The organism is Cellulomonas sp. P22 (genome assembly GCF_044392165.1).
The window spans coordinates 105,919-118,272 of sequence record NZ_JBISBW010000006.1 but is presented as its reverse complement, the minus strand read 5'-3'; the positions used below and the strand labels follow the sequence as shown (position 1 = coordinate 118,272).

The 12,354-nt window shown below is 75.1% G+C and carries 11 protein-coding genes; 6 read left to right on the top strand and 5 right to left on the bottom strand.

The genetic code is table 11. The features are described from left to right. Positions 1–2 precede the first annotated feature (2 nt). The 5 genes from flgK (at position 3) to ACGIF2_RS07115 (ending at position 4,388) form a co-directional block, all read left to right on the top strand. Positions 3–1,436 (top strand): flagellar hook-associated protein FlgK, encoded by a 1,434-nt coding sequence (gene flgK / locus ACGIF2_RS07135; RefSeq protein WP_396044981.1) that lies wholly within the window; start codon positions 3–5, stop codon positions 1,434–1,436. A gap of 14 nt (positions 1,437–1,450) precedes the next feature. Continuing rightward, positions 1,451–2,329, top strand: a complete 879-nt coding sequence (gene flgL, locus ACGIF2_RS07130; RefSeq protein WP_396044979.1) for a flagellar hook-associated protein FlgL — start codon at positions 1,451–1,453, stop codon at positions 2,327–2,329. After that, the gene (locus ACGIF2_RS07125; RefSeq protein ID WP_396044977.1) at positions 2,326–2,751 is read left to right on the top strand and encodes a flagellar assembly protein FliW; all 426 of its coding nucleotides are present in this window, start codon (positions 2,326–2,328) and stop codon (positions 2,749–2,751) included. The genes flgL and ACGIF2_RS07125 overlap by 4 nt, the downstream gene beginning before the upstream one ends. Before the next feature lie 144 nt (positions 2,752–2,895). Then, positions 2,896–4,119 (top strand): EAL and HDOD domain-containing protein, encoded by a 1,224-nt coding sequence (locus tag ACGIF2_RS07120; protein ID WP_396044975.1) that lies wholly within the window; start codon positions 2,896–2,898, stop codon positions 4,117–4,119. A 26-nt stretch (positions 4,120–4,145) separates the two neighbouring features. Further along, entirely contained in the window at positions 4,146–4,388 is a 243-nt protein-coding gene (locus ACGIF2_RS07115) for a DUF2530 domain-containing protein (RefSeq protein ID WP_396044973.1), read from the top strand. A 39-nt stretch (positions 4,389–4,427) separates the two neighbouring features. Here the strand turns inward: ACGIF2_RS07115 and ACGIF2_RS07110 are convergent, their stop codons facing one another. Genes ACGIF2_RS07110 through ACGIF2_RS07095 form a run of 4 tightly spaced genes read right to left on the bottom strand, consistent with a single transcriptional unit; the run spans position 4,428 to position 10,358 of the window. Then, positions 4,428–5,744 (bottom strand): MFS transporter, encoded by a 1,317-nt coding sequence (locus ACGIF2_RS07110; RefSeq protein WP_396044971.1) that lies wholly within the window; start codon positions 5,742–5,744, stop codon positions 4,428–4,430. Then, the gene (locus tag ACGIF2_RS07105) at positions 5,741–8,962 is read right to left on the bottom strand and encodes a sacsin N-terminal ATP-binding-like domain-containing protein (protein ID WP_396044969.1); all 3,222 of its coding nucleotides are present in this window, start codon (positions 8,960–8,962) and stop codon (positions 5,741–5,743) included. The genes ACGIF2_RS07110 and ACGIF2_RS07105 overlap by 4 nt, the downstream gene beginning before the upstream one ends. Then, a complete protein-coding gene (locus ACGIF2_RS07100) occupies positions 8,959–9,972 on the bottom strand; it encodes a DUF3027 domain-containing protein (RefSeq protein ID WP_396044967.1) in 1,014 nt (337 codons plus the stop codon). The genes ACGIF2_RS07105 and ACGIF2_RS07100 overlap by 4 nt, the downstream gene beginning before the upstream one ends. Positions 9,973–9,974: 2 nt before the next feature. Beyond that, positions 9,975–10,358, bottom strand: a complete 384-nt coding sequence (locus tag ACGIF2_RS07095) for a cold-shock protein (RefSeq protein WP_396044965.1) — start codon at positions 10,356–10,358, stop codon at positions 9,975–9,977. Between the two features lie 217 nt (positions 10,359–10,575). Here ACGIF2_RS07095 and ACGIF2_RS07090 point away from each other — a divergent pair, with 217 nt between their 5' ends. After that, positions 10,576–10,971 (top strand): TraR/DksA family transcriptional regulator, encoded by a 396-nt coding sequence (locus tag ACGIF2_RS07090; RefSeq protein ID WP_396044963.1) that lies wholly within the window; start codon positions 10,576–10,578, stop codon positions 10,969–10,971. A 73-nt stretch (positions 10,972–11,044) separates the two neighbouring features. Here the strand turns inward: ACGIF2_RS07090 and ACGIF2_RS07085 are convergent, their stop codons facing one another. Further along, positions 11,045–12,343 carry a M20 family metallopeptidase gene (locus tag ACGIF2_RS07085; protein ID WP_396044961.1) on the bottom strand — a complete coding sequence of 433 codons (1,299 nt, stop codon included), beginning with the start codon at positions 12,341–12,343 and terminating at the stop codon, positions 11,045–11,047. Between the last annotated feature and the right edge of the window lie 11 nt (positions 12,344–12,354).

The window sequence follows — 12,354 nt, the reverse complement described above, 5'->3', positions numbered from 1 at the left end:
TCGTGAGCACCTTCTCCGGACTCGGCACCGCGCTGAGCTCGCTGATCGCGCAGCGCCAGGGCCTCGAGGTCTCCGGCCAGAACATCGCCAACGCCAACACCGTCGGGTACACGCGGCAGCGCGCCGCGATGTCGGCTCTGCCGGCCGCGACGGTCCCGTCGATGTTCTCCACGAACAACGGCGTCGGCAACGGCGTCCACGTGACGTCGATCCAGCGGCTGTCCGACGCGTTCCTCGACGCCCGCGTCAACACCGAGTCGGGCGCGGCCGCCTACCTCGCAGCCCGGGCCACGTCCTACGCGAACCTCGAGAAGACCATCGGTGAGCCCGCGACGACGGGCCTGGCCAACCAGCTCGGCGCGATGTGGTCCGCCTGGCAGGACGTGGCCAACACCCCGAGCAAGGAGTCGTCGCGGGCCGTGCTCCTCGAGACCTCGCAGCAGGTCGCCGACCGTCTGGCCACCCTCTACACGTCGGCCGACACGCAGTGGACGCAGACCCGCACCACGGCCGTGGCGCTCGTCGACCAGATCAACACGGCCGCCAAGAACGTCGCCGACCTCAACGAGCGCATCCTCGCGATCACGAACTCCGGGGCGGCAGCGAACGAGCTCATGGACGCGCGCGACCAGCAGATCACCCAGCTGGCGACGCTCGCGGGTGCCACGACACGGGCCCGGGACAACGGTCAGATCGACGTGTTCGTCGGGGGCAACGCGATCGTCGACGGCGCCTCGTCCAAGGAGCTCGCCGTCTCGGGCGCCGCGACGTTCGGCCAGGCCACCGCCGGGGGCACAGTCTCCGTCGTGTGGGCCGGTACCTCCCCCGCGGTCAACGCCGGGCTCGACAGCGGCCGGGTCGCCGGGCTGCTGTCGGTGCTCGCACCTCCCGGCACCCCGGCCGGCAGCGGCGGCGCGCTCACCGAGGCGGCCGCGACCTACGACGCCGTGGCCACGCAGATCGCGACCCGCGTCAACGCCCTGCACGGCTCCGCGACCACCGTCGGTGGCGCGCCCGGTGGTGACTTCTTCACCATCGACCCCACGAAGCCCGCCGCGCTGGGGCTCAAGGTCGCGATCACGAACCCCGCGGACGTCGCGGTGGCCGACCCGGCCAAGGGTGCGCTCGACGGCTCGGTGGCCGATGCCATCGCGCGGCTCGGCACCGCGACCGACGGGCCTGACGCGAGCTGGAGCTCGGCAGTCGTCCAGCTCGGGGTGCGCACCGCGAGCCTCGGCTCGCGCGCCGCCGTCGCCGAGGCGTCCCGCTCCGCCGCCGCCTCCCAGCAGCTCTCCCAGGCCAGCGTCGACACCGACGAGGAGACCGTCAACATGCTCGCGTACCAGCGTGCGTACGAAGGCGCGGCCCGCGTCATGACGGCCATCGACGAGATGCTCGACACCCTCATCAACCGCACCGGCGTCGTCGGGAGGTAATTGTGATCAACCGTGTGAGCCACCTGACCATCCAGCAGTCCACGCTGGCCAACCTGCAGTCCAACCTGACCAAGATGGCCGATCTGCAGGCCAAGATGTCGGGCGGCAAGAAGGTGACCGTCCCCTCGGACGACCCTGCTGCAGCCTCCGACATGCTGCGGCTGCGCGGCGAGCAGCGCCAGCAGACCCAGTTCGCCCGCAACGCCGACGACGGCAACGCGTGGCTGACCACCGTCGACTCCGCGCTCGTCACGACGCTGTCGACCATGCGTCGGGCCCGCGACCTCGTGGTCCAGGGCGGCAACGGGAGCCTCGGCGACGTCTCGAGGGAGGCCCTCGCGGCCGAGCTCGAAGGGCTGCGCGACACGCTCATGGAGCAGGCCAACACCTCCTACCTGGGGCGTTCCGTCTTCGCCGGCACGTCCGACGCGGGCGTCGCCTTCACGTCCGACTACACGTTCACCGGCAAGGTCGCGGGAGCCTCGACCAGCGTCGAGCGACGCATCGGCGAGGCGACGACAGTGCGTGTCGACTCCGACGGCAGCGCTGTGTTCGGCGAGGGGGACGACTCGGTGTTCGCGATGATCGACGACATCGTCACGACCCTGCGCTCCGGCGGGACCACGTCCTCGGCGCTGAACGCCTTCGACACCCGCTTCGACGCGATGCTCACCGAGGTCGCGTCCGTGGGCGCCCGGCACAACCAGATCCTCACCGCGAAGTCCACGCTCCAGGACGGTCTGCTCGCGACGAAGTCGACCCTCTCGGGCATCGAGGACATCGACCTCGCGGCGATCATCCTCGACATCAAGTCGCAGGAGGTCGCCTACCAGGGCGCTCTCGGTGCGGCCTCGAAGGTGCTCCAGCCCAGCCTGATGGACTACCTCCGATGAACGCCGTCCAGGTCGCCGCCGGACCTCGCGGCGTCGCGTCCGACCTGCCGGCCACGCTGCACCTGCGCACGCCGCTCGCGGGCCTGCCGGGTCACGAGGAGTTCAGCCTCTCCGCGCTCGACGACTCGGGCGTGCTGTTCGCCCTGCGCAGCGCCTCCGCGGGCATGGCCCCGGTGCGGCTGTTCGTCATCGCGCCCGGTCTGTTCTTCCCCGACTACGCCCCGCTGCTGGACCCGGCCGTCGAGGCGGCGCTCGGGTCGACCGACAGCGCCCTCGTGCCGCTCGTCATCGTGCACCCGGCCGACGGCGACCAGCCCATGACCGCGAACCTGCTCGCCCCGCTCCTGGTCGACCCGGTCACGGGCAGCACCGCGCAGGTCGTGCTCGAGGCAGACTGGCCCCTGCGCGCACCGATCGCCTGACCCCTCCGGCCTGGGGCGATACGGGCGCACGCGCCTGAGAGCGCACATCAACTGGTGGTGGGCTTTCGCTCATCTGCACCGTCCCCGAGTCGATCAGTCGGGTGAAATCCTTTCCTTCACCCAGCAGTCAAGGGGAACCCGTCCATGAGCGTGCTCGGCGACCAGAGCTCGACCAGCCGTGTCAGCGAGATCACGATCCTGCGGCAGCCCGTGGTGCACCCCGACCGCGCCGTGTACGGCTACGCGGTCCGCGTCCACGCGCTCGACTCGACCGGTCGGATCTTCCCCGAGCACCAGGTCGAGCACCTGACCGAGGCCGAGTACGGCCGGCTCGACCTCGGCTCGCTCGCCGGTGACCGCGCTGTGCTGCTGCGCGCCACGAACCGGTTGTTCACCGGTGACCTCGCCCTGCCGACCAGCACGCACGGCGTCGTACTCGAGCTGCCTCCCCTGCTGGCGCAGCGCGCCGACGCCGTCCAGCTCGTGACCGACCTGCGGGCCCGGGACGTCAAGATCGCGCTCGCCGACTACACCGGCAGCTCGTCCCAGGACGAGCTGCTCGGGCTCGTGGACCTGGTCAAGGTCGACGTGGGCCGCGGCCCCGACCGCGTCGAGGATCTCGTCTCGCGTGCGCACGCCGCGGGGGCGACCGTGATCGCCGAGCGCGCGGACTCGCGTGAGCGCATCCGGCTCGGCCAGCAGGCCGGCGCGGACCTGCTGCAGGGCCCCATGTTCCAGCGCCACCCCGAGACCACGGGTCGCGACTTCACCGCGGGTGAGCTGCAGTGCCTCGAGCTCATGCAGCTGCTCAGCGCCGACCACATCGACCAGGCCGCGGCCGTGCGTGTCGTGAGCTCGGACCCCGAGCTCGCGATCCGTGTGCTGCACCTGGTGAACTCGAGCGTGTACGCGCTGCGTCGCGAGATCGACTCGGTGCACCAGGCCGTGGTGCTCGTCGGTCCCCAGCAGCTCGCTGCGCTCGCGATGGCCTCGCTCATCGACGCGCGGCCCACCACCATCGGCGCGCTGTGGTCGACGCTCACCCGCGCCATGACCTGCCGCACCCTCACGGGCGAGGACGCGGGCTACACCGTGGGCCTGCTCTCGGCCGTCGGGTCGCAGCTCGGCATCGCCGCGTCCGAGCTCGTGGCACGCACCGGCGTCTCGATCGACGTGGCCCAGGCGATCGAGACCCAGACGGGTCCGTACGGGCCCGCGCTGGCAGCTGTGCTCGCCCACGAGGAGAACGACGTCGACGGGGTCCGGTCCACGGGTCTCGAGCCGTACGACGTCGCCCACGCCTACCTCGCGGCCGTGCCCGACGCGCTCGCCACGGCCACGTCCCTCGCGGTCGGGTCCCGGGCCTGACGCCGGACCGACGTAACCTGGTGCACGTGCCCACACTCCTCGATGTCGTGCTCCACCCGGAACGCCGCAAGGCGTCCCCGGAGCCGGTCCCGGTGAGCCTCGTCCCGGTGTTCCGGTACGGGGTGGTCGTGTGGCTCGTCGCCCTGGTCGTGACCGCGGTCCTGCGCTGGTCCGACCTGGCCTCCACCACGGCGGTCTGGGTGTGCTTCACGGGGGCGCTGCTCGGCGCCGCCGGCTACGTGTGGGCCCGCAGCCGACCGGGCCGCTGACCCACCGCTCCTACCGCTCCCCCGGCCGCGCCGCCCCGCTCAGGACCGTCCGCGTCCCCGCCGCGCCGCGCGTCCCGTGGCCGGCACCTCGATCCCTGCCCGACGCCGGGTCGTGGCGTTCGCGTGCACCGACCAGCGAGGCACCCAGCGGGCCAGCGCCCCTGCGGCGACCAGGCCCATCGCCCCCATGGTCGCGATGCCCGCCGCGAGGCTGCCCAGCGCGGCCCCCGCCGAGACCACGAGCGGCCCGGCGGCCGCCCCCGAATCCTGCAGCAGCCGCCAGATCCCGAGGAACTGCGACCGGGTCTCGGGCGGTGCCACGTCGGCCCCCAGCGTCATGAGGATGCCCGATCCGATCCCGTTGCCCAGGCCCATGACCATCGCGACCACGCAGATCCCCGCGACGGTGTCCGTGAGCGGGAGCAGCGCGATCGCACCCCCGAGCACGACCATCGACGGCACCGCGACCCACAGCCTCCCGCGCCGGTCCATGACGTGGCCCGCCGGGTAGAACAGCAGCATGTCGACAGCCCCCGCGAGGCCGAAGATCAGGCTCGTGGTGGTGGGCGAGAGGCCCACGTGGTCGGTCCACAGCGGCAGCACGACCTGGCGGCTTGCCCGCACCGCACCGACCAGCACCACGGCCGATCCCAGCGTCAGGAGCACGTGCCGGTGGCGTCGCAGCACCGTGAGGGTCGACACGTGCGCAGTCGCCCGGGTCGTGGGCAGGCGGCTCCCCTCGACGTCGGGCACGATAGCCACCACGAGCCCGGCCAGGACCGTCGTGACCGCCGCGAGCCAGAACACCCCGCGCAGCCCGGTCCAGTGCAGCACAGCGGCACCGAGGAACGGCCCGAGGAACGCCCCGATCCGGCTGACCCCGCCGAGCGTGGACAGCGCCCGCGCCCGGTTGACCACCGGCGTGACCTCGGTCAGGTAGGACTGCCGGGCCAGGTGGAAGACCGAGCTCGACGCGCCGGTGACCAGCACCGCCGCGCCGAACGCCGCGAGGTTCGGGGCGAGAGCGCACGCACCGAGCGTGAGCACGGCGAGCACGGTCGCGACGAGCATCGCGCGCCGGTCGCCCACCCGGGCCGCGAGCGCCCCCGCGGGCACGTCGCCGATCACCTGCCCGATCCCGAGCAGCGCCACGAGCACGCTCGCACCCGCGAGGCTCGCACCCAGGTCGGAGGCAGTGAGCGCGACGACGGGGAGCACAGCCCCGAGGCCGATCTCGAACACGAGGGTGGGGGCCAGCACCCCGGCGAGCACAGCGCCCGAGGACAGCGGCACCTGGCGCGCCTCGTTCGGGGTGCCGTTCGGGTCGGGCAGGGGTGCGGGATCGGGCTGCGTCACAGGGCGACGTCGTCCCCGTCGAACGCAGCCTCGACGCGCAGCTCGGCGGCCCGCTCGGGGTCGGTGAGCACGGTCTCGACGGCGTGCCGCGCCGACCAGCGGCCCGCCGCCTGCGCGAGCCCCCGGGCCAGGCCCGCGAGCTGGGTCGCGTGCACCACGGCCTGCGGCCCGGCACCCTCGACCCACCAGTCGACGGTGACGCCGTCGACCCGCAGCACGTCGTGCTCGACCCACGTGGTGGGCGCCCCGGGCAGCACGGTCGCGACCTCCTCGGGCGTGGGCAGGGTGTCGGCGTTCGTCGCGTGGGCGTCGACTGCACCCGCAGCGAGGTCGGAGACGAGCGGGAGGTCCAGCAGCGAGGCGAGGGCACCCGACGGCTCGGCGACGGGGATCAGCGCCGCGACGTCGGTGCGCTGGAGCCACATGGGGGCGTCGGCGACCGCGACGTCCTCCGCGTCGACCACCTGGGCGCGGTCGGTGCCCACGAGCGCAGGAAGCAGGTCCACGTCGTCACCCGGGCCGTCGCCCGCCCCGGTGAGCGCGATCGCCGTCCACGTGCGCCACAGCCCGGCCGCCAGCCCGAGATCGACGGGCGTGCCCGCGTCGCCCAGCTCGTCGAGCACGTGGCCCCACGCGGTCCGGTCGAGGTCGCTCAGGTCGCCGACCCCGCCGAGGGCACGCTGCACGGCCGGGTCGAGGCCCGCGAGCACCTCGGGGGCCGGGGGCAGCAGCCGACGGGCGGCACCGGGCGCGTCGGTGGGCGCGAACGGGCTCCCGAGCCCGAGGCCGGAGCGGGTCCGCAGCCACCACGCCGTGTACGAGGGCGCCACCCGCTGCACCCGGTCGGCGCGCACCGGGTCGAGCAGGGCCGAACGCAGCCGGGGCACGGCCGCGATCCGTGCCAGCACCTGGCCCCACGCGTCCTCGTCGACCGCGTCGAGGTCGGCCACCGCGACCATCTCGGGCACGTAGGCGCCGGGACCCAGCAGCCGGGCGAGCTCCGCGAGGTAGTCCTCCCACCCGTCGAGCGACTGCGCGACGAGCTGGTCGGTGCCGTCGGCCTCGAGCTCGAGCGCGTCGGGGTCGGCCACGACGTCCCCCACCCGCACCGTCGTCAGGTCCTCGCGCACGCCGGCCGCCACGAGCACGCCGGGACCCCACCGCTCGAGCGTGGCGATCTCGACCGGGGCCAGCACACGCTGGTCGAGCAGCTGTGCGGCGATCGAGCCGGGCAGCACCAGGCCGTGCGCGGGCGTCGGCTCGCCGTCGGCCGCGGGCAGCGTCAGCAGCCCGAGCCACGCGCCGACGTCCGGGGTCCACGGGGGCGGGTCGCCGCCGTGCTCGTGCACCGCGGCCCGGACGAGGGTCAGCACCGCGTCCGTGACCTCGTCCGCGAGCTCGAGGTCGTCGTCGTCGGCCTGGTCGAGCACGGCCTGCCGCACAGCGGGATGCGCAAGGAGCTCGCGGGTGCCCGCGCCGGTTGCGCCCAGCCGTTCCAGCAGCGGGTGCGCGGCGGCGGGGTGGACCACGCGCAGCCCCCAGCGTGCGAGCACGTCGAGCGCGGGCGCCTGCGCCACGGCACCGTCGAGCTCGCCCGGCACGCCGTCGGGCGTGGCACCGCCGAGCTCGCCCGGCACGTCGTCGGGCGTGGCACCGTCCTCGCGCAGCACGAGGCCGCGCGCCCCGCGCACCACCCGGCCGTCCGCGAGCGGCACGGGCAGGGCACCGAGCTGCTCACGCACGTCGGGGTCCCCCGCCACGGGGTCCAGGGCCGCGTACAGGGCGCGCCACCGCTCGGGCTCGGCGCCGCCCGCGGCGGGCAGCTCCTCGACCAGGTCCGACAGGTCCCGCAGCTCGACCCCGAGCGTGCGCGCCGCGGCCTCGGTGCCGGGGGCCAGCAGCACGAGGCCCGACGCGCGGTCGGCGAGCGCCGTGACGGCACCCTGGTCGCGGCCCACGGCCCCCGCGAGGGCCACCGCGCGGCGCGGTTCGAGCAGGGCGTCGACCACCGGGGCGCCGGCCTCGGCGGCCAGCGCCGCGGGGGCCAGCAGCGGGGTCCGGGCGAGCCGTTCGACGAGTCGTTCGCGGAGCGCACCGTCGAGGCCGCCCGCCCCGAGCCCGGTCGGGACGAGCGTGAGCGGGTCGAGCCCCGACGCGGCGAGCGTCGTGGCCAGGCGGGCGTAGCCGTCCGCCGCGTGGTCGAGCACGGCGTCGGTCAGCGCGCCGCGTGCCACGTGCCGGCGTGCCGGGTCGAGCGGGAACGTCGCCACGAGCAGCGCGGGGACGGTGCAGGGTTCGTCGGTGGGGGTCGGGGCGTGCACCACGCGGTCCCATGTCGCATCGGTCCCCGCGACGGGCACGGCCCACGTCACGCGCCACGTGCGGGCGGCGCGCTCCTCGACGGGACGGTCGGCCAGCAGCGCCAGGTCGAGCTCGCCCTGCTCGGCCACGACGTGCCAGCGGTCCGCGACGTGCGCGACGCGGCGCACGGGCTGGGCGGCCGCCTCGTCCTCGACCACGATCTCGACGAGACCGGGCAGCGCGAGCAGCAGCGGGTCGCCCACCCCGGTGAGCAGCGCGCGCACCTCGTCCGCGGCGACCTCGTCGCGCAGCTCGAGCACCACGGCCGTGTCGTACCCGGTGGGCGGGGTGCCCTCGGCGGGCAGCGGCAGGCGCAGCGCGGGCAGCGAGCCGTCCCGGCGCCGCACCTCGTCAGCCAGCGCGGGGGCGTCGTCGCCCGCCCGGGCCAGCAGCTCCTGGGTGTCGGCCAGCGAGAACCGCACACCTCCCGCGGTCGAGAGCACCGAGACCTCGTCCGCGACCGAACGCACGGCCGCGAACCCGACCCCGAAGCGACCGACCACCCCGTGCGACACGTGCGGGCCCTCGACCGGGCCGCCGTCCCGCTTGGCCGAGGCGCGCATCGAGGCGAGCGACGCCACACCCGCGGCGTCGAGCGGTGCCCCGGTGTTCGCCGCGATCAGCACGGTGCCCGTCTCGGTGCTCGCCAGCCGCAGCAGCAGCCGCCCCGGGATCCCCGCGCGGGTCGCCGCGTCCGACGCGTTCTGCGCCAGCTCGACGAGCACCCGGTCGCGGTAGTACCCGCGTGCGTGGTCCTCCTCGGTGTTGGCGTCCTCGCGCAGCCGCGCCGGCGACGCCCGCCACGCCTCCAGCACGGCCGCGCGCAGCGCCGCCGTGTCGAAGGCGTCCCGGGTCACCGCTCCGTGCTCGGCGCGTCGGGCGCGTCGTCGACCGGGACCTCGTCGAACAGCGTCGCCGCCGGGCCCTCGTCCTCCGCCGCCGCGGGCTCAGCCGCAGCGGGTTCAGCCACAGCGGGCTCCGTCACCACAGGCTCCGTCACCACGGGCTCAGCCGCTGCAGGTTCAGCCGCAGCGGGCTGGTCCATCGCGACTGCCTCGGCGAACGCGTCGTCCGACGCGTCGACGTCGACCACAGCGTGGTCGATCTCGACGGGCTCCGTGTTGGGCACGATCTCGACCTCGAGCTCGTCGAGGCCCGGCTCGGAGGCGGGCCAGTCGGTCGGGTGCGGCTCGACGTCGGTCTCGGAGTGCGCGCCGCAGCCGTGGTCGAGGCTCACGACCTTGCCGTCGTCGGGCGACCACTCGTTCGCGCACACCCCGAAGAGCGTGCCGAGCGTGCCCTGCAGCGGCACCAGGAACGCGCACGTGGTGCAGGCCGCTGCGGCCGAGACGGCGCCGGCGGCCGTGGGGCCCTGGGGTCCGCGGTACCAGCGCTCGGCGGCCTCGGCGATGCCCTGGGGGGACAGCACCCGGGTGCGGGCGAGCGCGAGCTCGTCGATCGCGACCTCGTCGACCTCGGGGTCGCCCGAGGGCGTCCAGCCGGGCTCGAGACGCGGGTCGTCGGCGCGGAACGGCAGCACGTCGCCGGGGCCGATGTCGCCCGGGCGCAGCCGCTCGGACCACGGCACCCACTCCTGGGCCAGGATCGCGTCGTCGCCGGGCAGCAGCACGGCCTCGCACACGGTCGCGGTGCGTCCCCGGGGCACCCGGGCGACCGTGACGGTCCACGCCCAGCCCCGGTAGCCGCGCGCGGCGCTCGCGAACCGGTGCGAGACGAGCCGCTCACCCTCGGTGACGGCGCCCAGGTACTCACCGACGTCGTCGGGGCTCTCGGCGAGCTCGACCGCTGCGGCACGTGCCAGGTCGACAGCAGAGAGCAGCACGGCGTCCTTGGTCGCGGTAGCCATGCTCACGCCTCGAGGTCGTCGGCGACGGCGCGCAGCACGGCGGCGACCTTGGTCGCGCCGCCCTTCTCGGGGTACCGGCCGCGCCTCAGGTTGTTGCCCACGCCGTCGAGCAGCTTGATGACGTCCTCGACGATGATGGCCATGTCGTCGGCGGGCTTGCGCTGCGCCTTCGCGACCGAGGGCGGCGGGTCGAGGAGCGTCACGGACAGCGCCTGGGGTCCGCGGCGGCCGTCGGCCACCCCGAACTCGACCTTGGCGCCGGGCTTGGGGGCCGCTGCCCCGGCGGGCAGCGCGGAGGCGTGCAGGAAGACCTCATCGCCCTCGTCGCTGGCGATGAAGCCGAATCCACGCTCGGTGTCGAACCACTTGACCTTGCCGGTAGGCACCGCAACCCCTGGTGTTCGATGGAAGGCGTACCGACCAAAGGTTACCTGGCGGTGCTGCCCCACGTCGTCGGTCTGCGGCCGACACCCGGGCGGACCCGTGGGCCCGGGTCGAGATGCCGTCGAGGGGCGGGTCGGCGGAGCTGCGGGCATGGTGGGTGCGGGTAGGCGCGGCGGCCGACCGACGGCCGCCGCGGGCGAGACGACGGGACGGGTGGGCATGACGCGCGAGAGGCCGGACCTGCCCGACGAGGAGCACCTCCGCGCCCGGCTCCGGGCGCTGCGGACCGAGGCCGTCGAGCGGCACCGCGCCTCGCTCGGGGACGTGACCGACATCGTGGACGCGTCGCGCGACACCTCGACCGACGACGAGCACGACCCCGAGGGCGCGACGATCGCGTTCGAGCGGGCGCAGGCCGACGCGCTCGCCCGCAGCGCGGTCGCCCAGGTCGCGGAGATCGACGCCGCGCTCGCCCGGCTCGATGCCGGCACGTACGGCCGGTGCGAGGTGTGCGGCGAGCCGGTCGCAGCGGCCCGGCTCGAGGCGCGTCCCGCCGCGCGCACGTGCATCCGGTGCGCGTCGAACCCCCGGCACCCGGGCGACCTGTCGCGGTAGCCGGCGCGCGGCGCCCGGTGCGCCGTCCGGTGCGCCGCCCGGTACGCCGCCGCGCCCGACCCGTGCCAGCCGCTCAGCCGTGGGCGTCGGCCAGCCGGTCGAGCGCGAGCGCCGCGAGGATCGCGGGGCCTGTCACGAGCGCCTCGTCGGCGAACCGGGCCTGGGCCGAGTGGTTGAACGGCGCTGTGCGCGGGTCCACCCCGACGGGGGTGGCGCCCAGCATGAGGTAGGCGCCGCCCACCTGCTCGAGCACGTAGGAGAAGTCCTCGGCGCCTGACATGGGCACGTCCGCGCGCACGAACCCGTCGGCGCCGAACAGCTCGTGGGCGAGCGCCTCGGCCCGGTCGACCTCGGCGGCGTCGTTGGACGTCACGGGGTAGCCGGGCCGGTAGTCGACCTCGACGCCGAGCCCGTGCGCCGCCGCGACGCCCGCGCACACCCGCTCGACGGCCTCCCGGGCACGGACGCGCGCGCCGGGCGAGAACGAGCGGACGGTCGCCTCGAGGCGCGCCTCCGACGGGATGACGTTGTTCGTGGTGCCCGCGGTGATGCGGCCGACCGTGACGACCACGGGGTCGAACACGTCGAACTGCCGGGTGACCGCGGTCTGCAGCGCGAGCACGATCTCGGCCGAGACCGGCACCGGGTCCTGCGCCAGGTGCGGCTGCGAGCCGTGCCCGCCCCGGCCGTGCAGGGTCACGTGCACGGAGTCGGCGGCCGCGAGCAGCGTCCCGGCCCGTGAGCTGAGCACCCCGGCGGGCAGCAGCGCCGACGTGACGTGCACGCCGTAGGCCGCCACGACCCGCTCGCCGGCCGCGTCGAGCACGCCCTCCTCGATCATGATCTCCGCGCCGCCGTCGCCCTCCTCGCCCGGCTGGAACATCAGCACCACCGAACCGGCGATCTCGGACCGGCGGGCGGCGAGCAGCCGGGCCGCGCCCACGAGCCCCGCGACGTGCAGGTCGTGGCCGCACGCGTGCATCACGCCGGGGTGCCCGCTCGTGAACTCCTCGCCCGAGTCCTCCGTCACGGGCAGCGCGTCCATGTCCCCGCGCAGCAGCACAGCGAGGCCGGGCGCGTCGCCGCGCAGCACCGCGACCACCGAGCTGAGCCCCGTCCCGGTGGTGATCTCGAGGTCCAGGCCGTCGAGGGCCTCGAGCACGAGGGCCTGCGTGACGGGCAGGTGCAGACCGATCTCGGGCACGCGGTGCAGCCGGTGGCGCAGCGCCGCGAGATCGGGGGCCTGCGCGGCCGCGTCGGCCGCGAGCGCGGCGAGGTCGGTGCGGGCGGCGGGTTCGGTGCGGGCCGCGGGGACGGTCGCGACGGTGTCGGCCGCCGTCCCGGTGGGGCTGGCGCTGGGCAGGTTCGGCACGGGCGTCCTCG